Below are 16995 nucleotides of genomic sequence, written 5' to 3'. Positions count from 1 at the left end.
ACACAAACGTCACGATGCTTTCATTGCAGTGTCATGGAAGCAATTCAGAGTGAGCATGAATGGAGATGAATTCATGCTTCAACTGAAAAACGTAACGCGCCGCTATAATGACAAGGTGGCGGTTTCGGGGGTAGACCTTGAGATCGAGCCCGGCACGTTTGTAGGCATTATCGGGCGTTCAGGCGCGGGTAAATCGACGCTGTTGCGCATGATCAATCGCCTTGTCGAGCCGTCCGAGGGCACTATTCATTGGGATGGACGCGATGTCACCGGCCTGAAAGGCTCTGGCCTTCGCGACTGGCGCGCGCAATGCGCGATGATTTTTCAGCATTTCAATCTGGTCGACCGTCTCGATGTTCTGACCAATGTGCTGATGGGGCGTCTCAATTATGTTTCGACGCCGAAATCGCTCTTGCGGATCTGGAGCGATGAGGAACGCCTGATCGCGCTGTCCGCCTTGCAGCAGTTCGATATTGCCCATCTGGCCGCGCACCGCGCCGATGAACTATCCGGCGGCCAGCAGCAGCGCGTGGCGATTGCCCGCGCATTGGTTCAGCAGCCGCGCATTATCCTCGCCGATGAACCAATTGCCTCGCTCGATCCGCGCAATACGCGCAGCGTCATGGACGCGCTGCGCCGCATCAATCGCGAATACGGCATCACGGTTCTCTGCAATCTGCATTCACTCGATATCGCACGCAGCTATTGCGACCGCCTCGTCGGCATGTCCGCTGGCAAGGTCGTGTTCCGTGGCACGCCATCGATGCTCACCGATATGGCATCGCGCGATCTTTACGGCATGGAAGCCGCCGACGTTGTCGATAGTGACCACATGGTCGATGCGATGCCTGCACCGGTTCCGCAGTCGGCAGAAGCCGCACTGCGCCAGATTTCCGCCTGAGCGACCAAAGCTCCGGAAAAAAACTCGCTCCAAACTCAGGATTAACAGGAGAGACTTATGCTTAACCGTAGAACTTTTCTGGCGGCTGTTGCGCTCACCGCTACCATGACCTTCCATGCTCAGGCTGCTGACTGGAGCAAGGACTATCCGGAAATCATTCTGGGTGTTATCCCGGCTGAAAACGCCTCGACCACTAGCGACCGTTATGCGCCGCTTGCCGCTTATCTCGGCAAGGAACTCGGCACCAAGGTCACGCTGCGCGTTGCCAACGATTATGCCGCCGTTATCGAAGGCCAGCGCGCTGGCAATATCCAGATCGCTTTCTACGGCCCGGCTTCCTTTGCCCGCGCCGTCATGACCGGCGTTGAAACCACGCCGCTCGTCAACCAGCGTCACGACACGGGCGTCAACGGCTATTATTCGGTCGTTTATGTTCGCGCCAACAGCCCGTACCAGAAAATGGACGACCTGAAGGGCAAGAGCATCGCGCTCGTCGACCCAAACTCCACCTCTGGCAACAATGCGCCGCGCTATTTCCTGAACCGCGATGGCTATAGCGTCGATACGTTCTTCGGTAAGAACTTCTTTGCTGGCAGCCACGAAAACGCCGTTCTGGCGCTCGCTCAGGGCACCGCTGACGCCGCCGCCAATTCCTGGAATTCGGAAGACGATTCCAACCTGACGCGCATGATCAGCCGCGGCGTTCTCAAGGATGCAGACGGCAAGGCGCTCACCAAGGACGACTTCCGCATCATCTTCAAGTCGGACTTCCTGCCGGAAGGCCCGTTTGCCGTGCTCAGCACGCTGCCTGACCAGCTGAAGGCTGACATCAAGCAGGCTTTCCTCGACATGCCAAAGAAGGACAAGGCTGGCTTTGACGCCCTTTCCGACGGCAAGGACAAGGAATTCGTAGCGACCGAAGCCAAGGATTATGAGCCGATCATCGAGATGCTCAAGTTCAACGACAAGGCACGCAAGTCCTGATCCGTAGAACAATCGAAATGCCCGAAGCCGCAAAAGCTTCGGGCATTTTTGTTAGGGAACCTCGCATGACGATATCCACTCTCGACGGCAGCGGTTCCAAGAGCCTGCTCGCCGAGTATCGCAGGGAAGTCAGGAAACGACGCCTTTACGGGATCGGTTTCCTCCTCGCTCTTGTCGTTATCGCCATAGCTGCCTCTGTTGTTGCCGATGTCCGGCTGGGCACACTGGTTGAAAATCTCTTTCGTTTTACGAGTTATCTCGGCCGCATTCTGCCGGATTTAACCATCGCCAATTTCTGGGGCGATATTGCCGCGTGGTATTGGAATATCGGCGGCTGGCTCAAAATGCTCTTCGAGACGCTGCTGATCGCCTATCTTGCGACGCTGATCGGCGCGGTCGTCGCTTTCGCGGCCTCGTTCGCGGCTTCCTCCAATATGGCGCCGAATTCGACGGTGCGCTTCATCGTCCGGCGCGGACTGGAACTGCTGCGCACGGTGCCTGAAATCGTGTTCGCCTTGCTGTTCGTCATTGCTTTCGGCCTGGGGCCGATGGCCGGTGTGCTGGCTCTGATGCTTCACACGACGGGCGCGCTCGGCAAACTCTTTTCGGAAGTGGTCGAAAACATCGACATGCGGCCCGTGGAAGGCATCCGTGCTTCCGGTGGCTCCGGTCTTCAGGTCATCCGCTTTGCCGTGCTGCCGCAGGTCGCGGCCAACTTCGCTTCCTACGGTTTGCTGCGCTTTGAAATCAATGTGCGCGGCGCTTCCGTCATGGGCTTTGTCGGGGCAGGTGGCATCGGTCAGGAACTGCTCACTTCGATCCGGCAATTCTATTATAGCGATGTCAGCGCCATCCTGCTGCTGATCATTGTGACGATCGTCGCGATCGATCTCGTCACCCAGCGTGTCCGTCATGCGCTTTTGGGCCGGATTGGCTGAAGGGGAGGTTCTTATGACTGACATTGCACAAAGCCTCTCCCGCGAAGCCCATGCGCACGAAAAGGAACTGCGCGCGGAATATGCGGAACTGTTCGGCAATGCGCGTACATGGCGCAATTTGACCATAACAGGTCTGTTGCTCATTGCTTCGGTGTGGTTTGCCTTCTATTGGCTCGATTTTTCGCTCGTGCGTATCCTAAACGGGCTTGGCCGGTTGGGCGACTTCGCGCTGATGATGTTCCCACCGGCGTCCAATGGCCGTTTCAGCCTCTATCTCTGGTCGATGCTGGAAACCCTCGCCATTGCCTATCTGGGCACTTTGCTGGCGGCAATCCTTGCCTTTCCGTTCGGCTTTCTGGCGGCAAAGAACATCATCCCGAATGTGTTCCTGCATTTCGGCATCCGCCGCTTTCTCGATACTATTCGTGGCGTCGATACGCTGATCTGGGCATTGATCTGGGTCTCGGTCGTGGGGCTAGGACCTTTCGCCGGTATTCTGGCTATTGCCTGTTCCGACTTTGGCGCATTCGGCAAGCTGTTTTCGGAGGCGATTGAAGGCGCAGACAAGAAGCCGGTCGAAGGCGTGCTGTCGTCCGGCGGCAATCGTCTGCACGGCTATCGCTTCGGCGTGCTGCCGCAGGTTCTGCCGCTGATTGGCAGTCAGGTGCTCTACTTCTTCGAGTCGAACACGCGCTCGGCAACGATCATCGGTATTGTCGGGGCAGGCGGCATTGGCGCGCATCTGGCAGAACAGATCAAGGTTTTGAACCTTCAGGACGTTTCGTTCCTGATTATCATGATCCTGATTGCGGTCGCGGTTATAGACTGGTTCTCGTCCAGGCTGCGTCACGCCATGATCGGCAAGAAGGCGCAGAAATCGGTTTAACCTGTTATCAGCGTCTTGATGCCGTCGGCGACGAACTGCACGGCAAGTGCTGCCAGAATGACGCCCAGCAAGCGGGTAAGAATGGAACGACCGGTTTCGCCAAGAAACCGGTCGACGCGTTCTGCGAGAAGCAGCACGACATAGGTAATGAGCAGGCAGATGAAGATCACGCCAACAAGCGCCGCCCGCGGGCCGATCCCGTGGAACGAGTTCGACGTCAGCACGATAGCCGAAATTGCGCCGGGGCCAGCGATCAGCGGAATTGCGAGCGGGAAGGCGGCAATGTTGCGGATATGATCCTTGGTAATGGCGACCTCGGCGCTCTTTTCCTTCCGCTCCGTCCGCTTTTCGAAGATCATTTCAAAAGCGATCCAGAACAGAAGCAAACCACCGGCGACGCGGAAAGCGCCGATGGAAATGCCGAACATGCCCAGAATCTGTATGCCCGCCACGGCAAAAAGCGCCATGACGATGAATCCGATGATGGAAGCGCGCAGCGCAACCTGCCCGCGGTGATGGCGATCCATGCCCGGCGTCAGCGCCAGAAACAGCGGCGCAAGACCCGGCGGATCGATTGTGACGAGAAGGGTGACGAAAGCGCTGAAAACGGTATCGTAGAACCCCATGCTGCTGCCGCCCTCTCATTGGTCTGTCCTGATTGAATTCTAGACGATCAAGGCGTATTGGTCGATGCAAAGCGCCGGATCGGGCAACAAGCTTGCGCGATGTTTATGTGAATATCTTATAAGCCGTTGATTTACCAAAAAGATTTAACCCGCCGAAACGGTCTCGAAATTGGCGTTTTGCGGTGATTTCCTTTATAAAGAGACTTTATCGATTCTGTTGAGAAAGATATCTGAATAGTGTCAGATCTAACCCCTCCACCCGGTTCCGACGATATGAATGGCGGCCCGAGCGGTATTGAGCCGATTTCCATTATCGAGGAAATGCAGCGCTCTTATCTCGATTACGCCATGAGCGTTATTGTGAGCCGTGCTCTGCCCGACGTGCGCGACGGCCTGAAGCCGGTGCATCGTCGTATCCTTCACGCCATGAACGAGATGAATCTCGCTTATAACCGCCCCTACCGTAAATCGGCAGGTGTGGTCGGTGAGGTGATGGGTAAATATCACCCGCATGGCGACGCTTCGATCTACGATGCTCTCGTGCGTATGGCGCAGGATTTTTCCATGCGCGATCCGCTTGTCGACGGGCAGGGCAATTTCGGCTCCATCGATGGTGATCCACCGGCGGCGATGCGTTATACCGAATGCCGCCTGGAAAAGCTCACCGAAGCCCTATTGTCGGACATCGACAAGGACACGGTCAATTTCCAGGACAATTACGACGGGCGCGAGCGGGAGCCGGTGGTTATGCCAGCGCGTTTCCCGAATCTGCTCGTCAATGGTTCGGGTGGTATTGCGGTCGGTATGGCGACCAATATTCCACCGCACAACCTTGGCGAAGTCATCGACGGCTGCATCGCTATGATTGAAAATCCGGCCATCGAGCTGGAAGAAATCATGGAGATCATTCCGGGTCCGGATTTCCCGACCGGCGGCATCATTCTCGGCCGCGCAGGCATCAACTCCGCCTACACGACCGGTCGCGGCTCGGTGATCATGCGCGGACGCGCAACAATCGAACCGATGCGAGGAGATCGCGAAGCCATCGTCATCACCGAGATTCCGTATCAGGTGAACAAGGCCTCAATGATCGAGAAAATGGCCGAGCTCGTACGCGACAAGCGTATTGAGGGCATTTCCGATCTGCGCGATGAATCCGACCGCGAAGGCTATCGCGTCGTGGTCGAGCTGAAGCGTGACGCCGTGGCGGATGTCGTGCTGAACCAGCTCTATCGTTACACGCCGCTGCAGACCTCGTTTGGCTGCAACATGGTGGCGCTGAACGGCGGCAAGCCTGAACAGCTGACGCTGCTCGACATGCTGCGCGCCTTCGTGGCTTTCCGTGAGGAAGTCGTCACGCGCCGCACCAAGTTCCTGCTCAACAAGGCGCGCGATCGTGCGCATGTGTTGGTGGGTCTGGCCATTGCCGTCGCTAATATCGATGAAGTGATCGCACTGATCCGCCGTGCGCCTGATCCGACGACGGCGCGTGAGCAGTTGATGGAACGTCGCTGGCCTGCCGCCGATGTTGCACCGCTGATCCGTCTGATCGATGATCCGCGTCACCGCATCAATGAAGACAACACCTATAATCTCTCCGAAGAACAGGCCCGCGCCATTCTCGATCTGCGTCTCCAGCGCCTGACCGCGCTCGGACGTGACGAAGTGGCCGACGAACTGAACAAGATCGGCGAGGAGATCCGCGATTATCTGGATATCCTGTCGTCGCGTCTGCGCGTCATGACCATCGTCAAGGATGAGATGATCGCGGTTCGTGACGAGTTCGCCACGCCGCGCCGCACCGAGATCGGCTTCGGCGGCGCAGAAATGGACGATGAAGACCTGATCGCGCGCGAAGACATGGTCGTTACCGTCAGCCATGCGGGTTATATCAAGCGCGTTCCGCTGACGTCCTATCGTGCGCAGCGCCGCGGCGGCAAGGGGCGCTCCGGCATGGCGACGAAGGACGAAGATTTCGTCACGCGCCTGTTTGTCGCCAATACGCATACGCCGGTTCTATTCTTCTCCTCGCGTGGCATTGTCTACAAGGAGAAGGTCTGGCGCCTGCCGGTCGGCACACCGCAATCGCGCGGCAAGGCTCTCATCAACATGCTGCCGCTGCAGCAGGGTGAGCGTATCACGACCATCATGCCGCTGCCGGAGGATGAAGAGTCCTGGGCAAATCTGGACGTCATGTTCTCGACAACGCGCGGCACGGTTCGCCGTAACAAGCTGTCGGACTTCGTTCAGGTCAACCGCAACGGCAAAATCGCGATGAAGCTCGAGGACGAGGGCGATGAAATCCTCTCCGTCGACACCTGTACGGAATTCGACGACGTGCTTCTCACCTGCGCGGGCGGCCAGTGCATTCGTTTCCCGGTGACCGATGTGCGCGTCTTCGCAGGCCGTAACTCCATCGGCGTGCGCGGCATCAATCTGGCAGATGGCGACAAGGTCATCTCCATGGCGATCCTGCACCATGTCGATGCCGATGCATCCGAGCGTTCCGCCTATCTCAAGCGTTCGATTGCCGAGCGCCGGGCTCAAGGTGCGGACGATGCCGATGATATTGTCGTTGTCGGTGAAGAAGTCGGTACGGACGCCGAGCTTTCCGAAGAGCGATATCAGGAACTGAAGGCGCGCGAACAGACCGTGCTGACGGTTAGCGAATACGGCTACGGCAAGCGTTCGTCGTCCTACGAGTTCCGTGTTTCAGGCCGTGGCGGCAAGGGCATCCGTGCAACCGATACGTCGAAGACCGACGAAATCGGTAAGCTCGTCTCGCTGTTCCCGGTCGAAGCAAGCGACCAGATCCTGCTCGTCTCCGATGGCGGCCAGCTGATCCGTGTGCCGGTTGATGGTATTCGTCTTGCCGGTCGTTCGACCAAGGGCGTCACGATCTTCAATACGGCTGACGGCGAAAAGGTCGTTTCCGTCGAGCGCATTTCCGAAACGGAAAGCGATGAGGAAAACGGCAACAACGGCGTCGATGGTGGTGAATCCGGGCCCGAGGGCGAAGCGCCGACGGCTACCGAAGAATAAAGTGAGCCGCATTTCGGCTTGCCGAAGCATAATGAAAAAGGCCGATGGCAAAACCATCGGCCTTTTTCAGATGCCAAGACTGGAGGAATTGGCAATCTTCTAACTGAACCACGTCGGTGAGACGGGGATAATACACTGATATTTTAGTTATTTAGTTTGAGATATTTGTAAGATCAGCATGACAGCGATGTGTTCTTCTGACGCTTGATCTCAAGCCAATCGGGCGAGACTTCAAGCCATGGAGAAGCGGTTTATCGCGAGCGCATATTGCGGATGCTGTTGAGATCGAATGCGACCTGACGCACGCGCTGGCGTTTGGATTCGTTCTCCTCAAGGAGCAGTATGATTGCCGATGCGGCCATCGCGACCATCATGGATAATGCCAGAAGAAAGATCATCATCGTCATATCCTTTCGACATACATACGCTTCAGAAACGAAAAGGTTGCACCGAACTTGCGCCTATTCTGGTAAATCGGTTGTGAACTTGCTGTGAAATCCTCGTTCACATCACGTTCAATTGGTTTCTTGGTTTCTATTTTCTTATCGTTCTGGTTCTTGTTGAAAATCCTGTCAGAAAAGGCTAGCTGGAAGAAATGACAATCGCGATCTATGCGGGCTCCTTCGACCCGGTGACAAACGGCCATATGGATGTCCTGAAAGGCGCACTGCGCCTTGCCGATGAGGTTATTGTCGCCATTGGTGTTCATCCCGGCAAGAAGCCGCTGTTCAGTTTCGATGAGCGCGTGGAGCTGATTGGCCAGAGCGCCAAAGCTGTTCTCGCAGGGGATGCGGCGCGCATTTCCGTTATCTCCTTTGATGGACTGGTGATCGACTCGGCGCGCAAGCATAAGGCGCAGCTAATGGTGCGCGGCCTGCGCGATGGCACAGATCTCGATTACGAAATGCAGATGGCTGGCATGAACGGCACTATGGCGCCGGAATTGCAGACCGTTTTCCTGCCGGCTGATCCGGCTGTGCGCACGATTACCGCCACATTGGTTCGCCAGATTGCATCGATGGGCGGCGATATCAAGCCTTTCGTACCGGCTGTTGTTGCCGCTGCCCTTGAAGCAAAATTCAAATCCTGAGGTTTGGGAGTTTTTCGATCATGAAATTTATCCGTTCGGCGCTCGCCGCTGCCGCGATCCTGACACTGTCTCAAGGCGTGATGGCCTCCGTCGCCAATGCGGCGGACACGCTCATCCTGAAGCTCAAGGACGGTGATGTTGCGATCCAGCTGCGTCCTGACCTCGCGCCGAAGCATGTGGCTCAGATCGATAAGCTGGCAAGTGAAGGCGCCTATGACGGCGTTGCCTTCCATCGTGTCATTCCGGGCTTTATGGCCCAGACTGGTGACGTCCAGTACGGCAATATGGACAAGGGTTTCAACGCTCAGAGCGTTGGCACCGGCGGCTCCAAATATCCGGACATCAAGGCTGAGTTCTCGAAAGAGCCTTTCGTGCGCGGCACGGTTGGCATGGCACGCAGCCAGAGCCCGAATTCCGCTAACTCGCAGTTCTTTATCATGTTCGATGACGGCGCATTCCTGAACGGCCAGTACACTGTGGTCGGCAAGGTTGTCAGCGGCATGGAAGCCGTGGACAAGATAAAGAAGGGCAGCGAATCCAATAACGGATCCGTCGAAAACCCCGACAAGATCGTTAAGGCGACCATTCAGAAATAATTATCCAACACAACGCGTCTTATCGAACGCATTGAAACAGGAGAGGCCCAATGGCTTACAAAGACCCCGAAAACACGCTCGTTCTGGAAACCACCAAGGGCAATGTCGTCCTCGAACTCTATCCGGATCTGGCGCCGGGCCATGTCGAGCGCATCAAGGAACTGGCGCGCGAAGGCGCTTATGACGGCGTCGTGTTTCACCGCGTCATCGACGGCTTCATGGCGCAGACCGGCGACGTGAAGTTCGGCAAGTCCGGCGGCGCGCATTTCAACGGCGCGCGCGCTGGCATGGGCGGTTCAGACAAGCCGGACCTGAAGGCCGAGTTCTCCAACACCCAGCACAAGCGCGGCACCGCTTCGATGGCCCGCAGCCAGAACCCGAATTCGGCCAATTCGCAGTTCTTCATCTGCTTCGCCGACGCGCCTTGGCTCGACCGCCAGTACACCGTCTGGGGTCAGGTCATCGAAGGCATGGACAATGTCGACAAGATCAAGCGCGGCGAGCCGGTTACCGATCCGGACAAGATCGTCACGGCGCGTATCGCAGCCGACGCCTGATCGACTATTTCCAATGAAAATTGCGGCTCCGGTCCATACCGGGGCCGTCGCTATGTCTATCTACGAGGCCTGTCATGCGCGTTGATCTATTCGATTTCGACCTGCCGGAGGAGCGTATCGCCCTGCGCCCAGCAGAGCCGCGCGACCATGCGAGGCTTTTACGTGTTGTTCCGGGTCAGCCGTTCCAGGATCGCCACGTCTATGATCTGCCTGATCTTCTACAGCCGGGCGATGCGCTTGTTTTCAATGATACCAAGGTGATACCGGCACAACTTGAAGGCATGCGCGAACGCGACGGCAATATCAGCCAAGTCAGCGCAACCCTGCATATGCGCATGGGACCGGACCGTTGGGCAGCATTTCTGCGCCCCGCCAAGCGCGTCAAGGAAGGCGACCGCATTCGCTTCGGCCATTCAGGTTCAAGCTGCTTCCTGGGCACCCTCGACGCAACCGTTGCCGAAAAAGGCGAGGCAGGCGAGGCGCTTCTGGTGTTCGACCTGTCCAGCGCGATGCTGGATGAGGCAATCGCAGCTGTCGGACACATCCCGCTTCCACCCTATATCGCTTCGAAGCGCGCGGAAGACGACCGCGACCGCAGTGACTACCAAACGGTCTATGCGCGTGAGGAAGGCGCGGTTGCAGCGCCCACTGCCGGGCTTCATTTCACGCCGGAGCTTCTGGAAAAGATCAAGGCCAAGGGTATTGAAGAGCATTTCGTGACGCTGCACGTCGGGGCGGGGACTTTCTTGCCCGTCAAGGCCGACGACACCAACGATCACAAGATGCATTCCGAAATTGGTTATGTTTCCCAGAGGACTGCGGATGCGCTGAATGCCGTGCATGAGCGCGGCGGCCGCGTCGTCTGTGTCGGCACGACGTCGCTGCGGCTCATTGAAAGTGCCACAGGCGAGGATGGCATTGTCCGCCCATGGTCGGGCCCGACGGATATCTTCATCACGCCCGGCTATAAATTCCGCGCTGTCGACATGCTGATGACCAATTTCCACCTGCCGCGTTCGACGCTGTTCATGCTGGTTTCCGCATTCAGTGGCCTTGACACGATGCGCGCTGCCTATGAACGGGCGATTGAAACCGGCTATCGCTTCTATTCCTATGGCGACGGCAGCTTGCTTGTACGCGCCTGACATAATAGACAACGGCCCATGACCAGCGAAAATTTTGAGTTCAAAGTCCTCGCCCGCGACGGCGCGGCCCGTCAGGGTGAAATCTCCATGCCGCGCGGCGTGGTGCGCACGCCCGCCTTCATGCCGGTCGGCACAGCCGGAACCGTCAAGGCCATGTATATGGATCAGGTGAAGGCGCTTGGCGCTGATATCATTCTCGGCAACACCTACCATCTCATGCTGCGCCCCGGTGCGGAGCGTGTTGCCCGTCTTGGCGGATTGCATGAGTTTGGCGGCTGGAAAGGCCCGATCCTTACTGATTCCGGTGGCTTTCAGGTCATGTCTCTGGCGCAATTGCGCAAGCTGGATGAGAAGGGCGTGACCTTCCGCTCGCATATCGACGGCAAAGCCTATGAGATGACGCCGGAGCGCTCCATCGAAATTCAGGGCCTGCTGGATAGCGATATCCAGATGCAGCTCGATGAATGCGTGGCGCTGCCTTCGCCGGAGAAAAACACCGAGCGCGCGATGGAGCTGTCGCTTCGCTGGGCCGAGCGCTGCAAGGTAGCCTTTGGCGATCAGGCCGGCAAAGCCATGTTCGGTATCGTGCAGGGCGGCGATAATGCCCGCCTGCGCGAGCGTTCGGCAGAAGCGCTGAAAGCTATGGACCTCAAGGGCTATTCGGTCGGCGGCCTTGCCGTCGGTGAGCCGCAAGAGGTCATGCTGGACATGCTGGAAGTCGTCTGCCCGATCCTGCCAGCCGAAAAGCCGCGCTACCTGATGGGCGTCGGCACGCCAGACGATATTCTGAAATCAGTCGCGCGCGGCATCGATATGTTCGATTGCGTGATGCCCACCCGCGCAGGCCGTCACGGTCTAGCCTTCACGCGTTTTGGCAAGGTCAATCTGCGCAATGCGCGCCACGCCGACGATCACCGTCCGCTCGATCCGGAATCCGATTGCCCGGCATCGCGCGACTATAGCCGCGCCTATCTGCATCATCTGGTGAAGTCCGGTGAAGCACTGGGCGCCATGCTGCTGACCTGGAACAACCTGGCCTATTATCAGTATCTGATGAAGGGTATCCGGGCAGCGATTGCTGACAGTCGCTTCAACGACTTTGCCGCCGAAACCACCGCGGGGTGGGAGCGGGGAGACATCCCGGCTCTGTGATTCGCAAGCTGCTAAAATAAAGGGCGCTGAGCGCCCTTTTTTATTGAATACTGTCAGTTTTCTGTCAGCATGTTTTCCAGACGGCAGAGAACGGCACGCTGTTCTTCATCACTTAAAATCTCGCATTCCATCAATTTAGAACACTCAAGACCCGCGACTGCCAGATAGACGATCAGCGCCGTATCGGGGTCGGTCGTATCCTCAATCATACGGTCCAGAAATGTCCGGTGATACTGGCGAACAGGGACCATGAACCCAGGATCTTCGGCCAGTGCTGCAAGGACGCCGCAAGCGGGCGGTTCATCATCGGCCTGAACGCGGTAAACATCGAGAAAAGCCCGCGCAACGCGGTTTTTATCGCCGGACTGGAGCGTTTCCTGAACCTCCATCGCCCGCTCATGTTCTTTCATATATTCTTCGACAACGCCTTCGAGCAGCTTTGCCTTGGTCGGAAAAGAATAAAGCAATCCGCCTTTCGACAGCCCAGCCCGGGCGGCAACGGCGTCAAGTGAAATATGAGCTGGCCCCACTTCCCGAGCGAGTTCCACGGCCGCGCGTAAAATACGCTCGCGCGAAGAGACCTTCTTTTTAGCTAACAACTTCGACGGGTCTCCTGACAGTTCATGAGTTGACAATACCGTCCAGACGGTACAGTTATTCGCTCCGCTAATTCAAGTAAAATACGCGCGACCTTTGTGTGATTGCGAAAGGGTGCGCTCAACGTTCCCCCTTGACGCTTTTTCAAGAGCGATCAGGGCGCTACCCCGGAGTACAACCGCAATGATAAAGCGCCTAATATTGGCAATCGTGTTCCTGGTGATCGTCGTCGGGGGGCTTGTCGGCTTCAATCTGTTCAGATCGAAGGCCATCAAGGACTTTTTCGCCACCATGCAACAGCCAGCGCAGACTGTTTCAACCATCACGGTTGAGCCGGGCAAATGGCAGCCGGGCGTCGAAGCTATCGGTACGGCCCATGCGCTGAACGGCGTGGATCTGACGGTTCAGCTTGACGGCATCGTGCAGAAGATCAACTTCACCTCCAATCAGGAGGTGAAGGAAGGCGATGTGCTGCTTCAGCTGGAAGACAGCATTCAGAAGGCTGATCTTGTTGCCGCCGAAGCGCAGGCTGTTCTAGCCCAGCAGAACCTGAAGCGCGCCGACACACTGCGCACACGCGGTGTTGGCGCTGTTTCCAACGTCGACACGACGGCGTCTGTCGCCAATGCCGCAGAAGCTGCCGTTGAAAAAATGCGTGCCACACTCGCGCAGAAGACTGTAAAAGCGCCGTTCTCCGGCGTTATCGGCATCGCCAAAGTCGATATCGGTCAGTATCTGACGCCCGGCACGGTAATCGCCACCTTGCAGGACACCAACATGATGCGCATCGACTTTACGGTGCCGGAACAGTCGCTGACCTCGATCAAGCTCGGCCAGACCGTCAAGGTCGGCTCTACAGCCGAGAAGCTCGATTTCACCGGCACGATTGTCGGTATCGATCCAAAGATCGACCCGACCACGCGCCTTGTTTCGGTGCGCGCAGAAGTCAAGAACCCGGATCACAAGCTGACGCCTGGTCAGTTCGTGCAGGTTCGCGTTGAACTGCCGGAAGAAAGCAATGTATTTGCCGTTGCGCAGACGTCCATCGTGTCCAGCCTTTACGGCGATTATGTCTATGCCGTTCGCCCTGAAAAGAAGGCTGAAGACGGTAAGGCCGACGCGGAAGCAGCAAAGCCGGCTGCCGATGCAAAGCCCGCAGAGGGCGAAAAGCTGGTCGCGCAGCAGGTCTTCGTCAAGCTTGGCCGTCGCTATAACGGCGTGGTGGAAATCACCAGCGGCCTCAAAGCTGGCGATATCGTCATCACCGCTGGGCAGAACAGGCTTTCACCCGGCGTTCCGGTGAACATCGACAATGCGGTTAACCCGGCCAATCCGGCTGACAAGAAATAGGCGAACCGATGAGTTTTTCAGACATTTTCATCCGGCGACCCGTTCTTGCAACGGTGGTCGCCCTCATGATCATTCTCCTCGGCCTTCAGGGTATCGCGCAGCTTTCCGTGCGCGAATATCCGAAGGTTGACGAAACGGTCATCACGATCACCACCAACTATGCCGGTGCGAGCGCCGAGCTCATTCAGGGCTTCATCACCGCGCCGATCGCTGAATCGGTCGCGACGACCGAAAACATCGACTATGTGACTTCGTCCAGCCGCCCATCGTCCAGCACGGTGACCGTGCAGATGAAGCTCGGCGCGAATCCAGATGCCGCGCTGACGGAGGTGATTGCCAAGGTTAATCAGGTTCGCGGCGATCTGCCGACCGAATCCGACGACCCGATCATCGTCAAGGGAACGGGCCAGAGCTTCGCCACAATGTATCTGGCTGCGCAGAACCCGAACATGACGAGCGAGCAGATCACCGAATATCTGGAACGCGTCATCCAGCCGCGCATGTCCACCATTCAGGGTGTCGCCAAGGCTGAAATCCTCGGCGGTCAGGTCTATTCGATGCGCGTCTGGCTCGATCCGATCCAGTTGGCGGCGCGTCAGATAACGGCACCGGAAGTGCTGGCTGCGATCAATGCGTCCAACTTCCTGTCGGCTCCCGGCACCACGAAGAACGAATATGTCGCGTCTTCGATCACGCTGAAATCGACGCTACAAACACCGGAAGCCTTTGGCGCAATGCCGATCAAGACTTCGGGTGACGAAGTCGTGCGTCTGCGCGATGTGGCGAAGGTGGAACTGGCAGCCAAGAGCACTGACACCATCGTGTCGTTCAACGGCTCCGCCGGTACTTTCCTCGGCGTTTATCCGACGCCAGCGGCAAACCCGATCGATATGGCGGCTGCCGTCAATAAGGAACTGCCGTCGATCCAGAACTCGCTGCCGGAAGGCATGTCGCTGGTTCTCGTCTATGACGCGACCGAGCAGATCAGCTCCTCGATCAAGGAAGTCTTCACGACCATCGGCGAAGCCGTGGCCATCGTTATTCTGGTCATCATCGTCTTCCTCGGTTCGTTCCGTTCGGTTCTGATCCCGATTGTGACCATTCCGATCTCGCTGATCGGCGTGTGCTTCTTCCTGTTCGCGCTCGGTTTCTCGATCAATCTTCTCTCGCTGCTCGCCATGGTTCTAGCCATCGGCCTCGTGGTCGATGACGCGATTGTTGTTCTGGAGAATATTCACCGCCATATCGAAGAGGGCTTGCGTCCAATGGATGCCGCCTTCAAGGGTATGAAGGAAATCACCGGCTCGATCATCGCCATGACCATCACGCTGGCGGCGGTTTTTGCTCCGCTCGGTTTCACCGGCGGTCTGACTGGTGCGCTGTTCCGCGAATTCGCCTTCACGCTGGCGGGCGCAGTCATCATTTCCGGTGTGGCGGCGTTGACCATCTCGCCGATGATGTGCTCGCGCATGCTCAAACATGGCGAGGAAACGCGGTTCCAGAAGTTCATCGACCGCACCTTCTCGCGCGTGGAAAAGTGGTATCACCGCCGTGTCTCCAACTCGTTGAACTATCGCGGCATCACACTGATGATCGTCGTGGCGCTGATGGGTCTGACAGGCTTCCTGTTCATGAACACATCGAGCGAACTGGCTCCTGAAGAAGATTCCGGCGCGCTGTTCTCGATGTTCCAGGCGCCGCAATATGCGACTTCCGCCTATACGAACCTCTACGCCGAACAGATTGATGCGCTGACGAAGGATTTGCCTGAACAGAAGACGCGCTTCCAGATCGTCGGTATGGACGGCGGCACGACTTCGGGTATCGCGCTTTGGGTGCTGAGTGACTGGAATGATCGCAAGCGCACGCAAAAGCAGATTCAGGAAGACCTCACCAACCGTCTGACCAAAGTGGCTGGCGTGCAGGCTTTCGTCTTCGCTCCGCCATCGCTTCCGGGTACGGGCGGCGGTCTGCCGATCTCGATTGCCCTGCAGTCGACAGGTCCGGCGGACACGGTTTTCGAACTGGCGGAAGAGATCAAGAACGAAGCGCAGGCTTCGGGACAGTTCATCATCGTGCAGAACTCGCTGTCCTTCAACGCGCCGGAAACGACCATCACTATCGACCGCGACCGTGCGGCGACGCTTGGCGTGCAGGTCAGCGACATCGGTGCAACGCTTGGTCTTCTGACCGGCGGCGCGTCGGTTGCCAAATTCGACCGCGATTCGAACAGCTATGACATCATCACGCAGGTGCCGGATGCCTATCGTTCGAATCCCGAAAAGCTTGGTGACTTCTATGTTCGCAGCGTTTCGGGCTCGATGATCCCGCTGTCGTCGGTCATCACGATCACGCAGAACGCATCGCCTGCCGCAATCGAGCAATTCAACCAGCTCAACTCGGCGACGATCTCGGCGCTACCTCTGCCGGGTGTCACGACAGGCCAGGGCCTGCAGACGCTTGTCGATCTGGCCAAGGCGAAGATGCCGGAAGGCTTCTTCCTTGACTATTCCGGCCAGTCGCGTCTGGAAGTGGAGCAGGGCAACACCATTCTGATCGCATTCGGCCTTGCCGTTATCGTGATCTATCTGGTTCTGGCGGCGCAGTTCGAAAGCTTCCGCGATCCGTTCATCATCATGATGTCGGTGCCACTTTCGATCTTCGGCGCTATCGTGCCGCTCAATATCGGCCTCGGCACGCTGAACATTTATACGCAGGTTGGTCTCATCACGCTTGTCGGGCTGATTACCAAACACGGCATTCTGATGGTGGAATTCGCCAATCAGCAGCGTCGTCTGCATGGGCTCTCGCGTCGCGATGCCATCATCGCTGCCGCCGAAACCCGTCTGCGTCCGATCCTGATGACCACCGCGGCCATGGCGCTCGGCGTTGTTCCGCTGATCATCGCGACCGGTGCCGGTGCCGCCGCCAGATATTCGATGGGTCTGGTGATTTTCACCGGTATCGTGATCGGCACGATGTTCACGCTATTCGTGGTGCCGATGTTCTACACCTTCATCGCGAAGAAGGATGTGGAGGGCGAATATGTGGCTTCGCCGGAAGAGGGGCGTGATCCAACCCCGGCGCAACCGAGCTAAGACTAGCTGATCACTCTTAGTTGCTTTGAATTA

15 protein-coding genes are annotated in these 16995 nt (G+C 57.4%); 12 read left to right on the top strand and 3 right to left on the bottom strand.

Annotated elements, in window-relative coordinates:
• The first annotated feature begins 73 nt into the window (after positions 1-73).
• The 4 genes from phnC to phnE (JAU75_RS02065) all read left to right on the top strand — a co-directional run bounded on the left by phnC (position 74) and on the right by phnE (JAU75_RS02065) (position 3709).
• Positions 74-901: a phosphonate ABC transporter ATP-binding protein gene (gene phnC, locus JAU75_RS02080; protein WP_199054179.1), complete on the top strand. Its 828-nt coding sequence runs from the start codon at positions 74-76 to the stop codon at positions 899-901.
• A 57-nt stretch (positions 902-958) separates the two neighbouring features.
• Positions 959-1885, top strand: a complete 927-nt coding sequence (gene phnD / locus JAU75_RS02075; RefSeq protein ID WP_199054177.1) for a phosphonate ABC transporter substrate-binding protein — start codon at positions 959-961, stop codon at positions 1883-1885.
• Between the two features lie 65 nt (positions 1886-1950).
• Positions 1951-2823 carry a phosphonate ABC transporter, permease protein PhnE gene (gene phnE, locus JAU75_RS02070; RefSeq protein ID WP_199054176.1) on the top strand — a complete coding sequence of 291 codons (873 nt, stop codon included), beginning with the start codon at positions 1951-1953 and terminating at the stop codon, positions 2821-2823.
• 13 nt (positions 2824-2836) lie between these two features.
• Positions 2837-3709: a phosphonate ABC transporter, permease protein PhnE gene (gene phnE / locus JAU75_RS02065; protein ID WP_199054175.1), complete on the top strand. Its 873-nt coding sequence runs from the start codon at positions 2837-2839 to the stop codon at positions 3707-3709.
• On the opposite strand, the gene JAU75_RS02060 is transcribed toward phnE (JAU75_RS02065), so the two are convergent.
• Positions 3706-4335, bottom strand: coding sequence for a MarC family protein (locus JAU75_RS02060; RefSeq protein WP_199054174.1), 630 nt, complete (start codon positions 4333-4335; stop codon positions 3706-3708). The two genes, phnE (JAU75_RS02065) and JAU75_RS02060, sit on opposite strands and share 4 nt — an antisense overlap.
• A 273-nt stretch (positions 4336-4608) precedes the next feature.
• Between JAU75_RS02060 and gyrA the strand changes: the two genes are divergently transcribed.
• Positions 4609-7377: a DNA gyrase subunit A gene (gyrA, locus tag JAU75_RS02055; protein WP_199054895.1), complete on the top strand. Its 2769-nt coding sequence runs from the start codon at positions 4609-4611 to the stop codon at positions 7375-7377.
• Positions 7378-7628: 251 nt separating this feature from the next.
• On the opposite strand, the gene JAU75_RS02050 is transcribed toward gyrA, so the two are convergent.
• Entirely contained in the window at positions 7629-7778 is a 150-nt protein-coding gene (locus JAU75_RS02050; RefSeq protein ID WP_199054173.1) for a hypothetical protein, read from the bottom strand.
• Positions 7779-7972: 194 nt separating this feature from the next.
• Between JAU75_RS02050 and coaD the strand changes: the two genes are divergently transcribed.
• From coaD to tgt, 5 genes are all read left to right on the top strand, one after another.
• Positions 7973-8467, top strand: a complete 495-nt coding sequence (gene coaD / locus JAU75_RS02045) for a pantetheine-phosphate adenylyltransferase (protein WP_199054172.1) — start codon at positions 7973-7975, stop codon at positions 8465-8467.
• Between the two features lie 20 nt (positions 8468-8487).
• Entirely contained in the window at positions 8488-9063 is a 576-nt protein-coding gene (locus JAU75_RS02040) for a peptidylprolyl isomerase (protein WP_199054171.1), read from the top strand.
• 50 nt (positions 9064-9113) lie between these two features.
• On the top strand, positions 9114-9620 hold the full coding sequence (locus JAU75_RS02035; protein WP_199054170.1) for a peptidylprolyl isomerase: 507 nt from the start codon (positions 9114-9116) through the stop codon (positions 9618-9620).
• A gap of 74 nt (positions 9621-9694) precedes the next feature.
• Positions 9695-10765: a tRNA preQ1(34) S-adenosylmethionine ribosyltransferase-isomerase QueA gene (queA, locus tag JAU75_RS02030; RefSeq protein ID WP_199054169.1), complete on the top strand. Its 1071-nt coding sequence runs from the start codon at positions 9695-9697 to the stop codon at positions 10763-10765.
• 18 nt (positions 10766-10783) lie between these two features.
• Positions 10784-11917, top strand: a complete 1134-nt coding sequence (gene tgt / locus JAU75_RS02025) for a tRNA guanosine(34) transglycosylase Tgt (RefSeq protein WP_199054167.1) — start codon at positions 10784-10786, stop codon at positions 11915-11917.
• A 53-nt stretch (positions 11918-11970) separates the two neighbouring features.
• Here tgt and JAU75_RS02020 read toward each other — a convergent pair whose 3' ends face one another.
• A complete protein-coding gene (locus tag JAU75_RS02020; RefSeq protein WP_199054165.1) occupies positions 11971-12516 on the bottom strand; it encodes a TetR/AcrR family transcriptional regulator in 546 nt (181 codons plus the stop codon).
• Positions 12517-12697: 181 nt separating this feature from the next.
• Between JAU75_RS02020 and JAU75_RS02015 the strand changes: the two genes are divergently transcribed.
• On the top strand, positions 12698-13864 hold the full coding sequence (locus JAU75_RS02015) for an efflux RND transporter periplasmic adaptor subunit (protein WP_199054163.1): 1167 nt from the start codon (positions 12698-12700) through the stop codon (positions 13862-13864).
• 8 nt (positions 13865-13872) lie between these two features.
• Positions 13873-16962 (top strand): efflux RND transporter permease subunit, encoded by a 3090-nt coding sequence (locus JAU75_RS02010; RefSeq protein ID WP_199054160.1) that lies wholly within the window; start codon positions 13873-13875, stop codon positions 16960-16962.
• The last annotated feature ends 33 nt before the right edge of the window (positions 16963-16995 follow it).

The organism is Ochrobactrum sp. Q0168 (assembly GCF_016427605.1).
Classification (GTDB): domain Bacteria; phylum Pseudomonadota; class Alphaproteobacteria; order Rhizobiales; family Rhizobiaceae; genus Brucella.
This window is presented reverse-complemented; position numbering and strand designations above follow the sequence as displayed.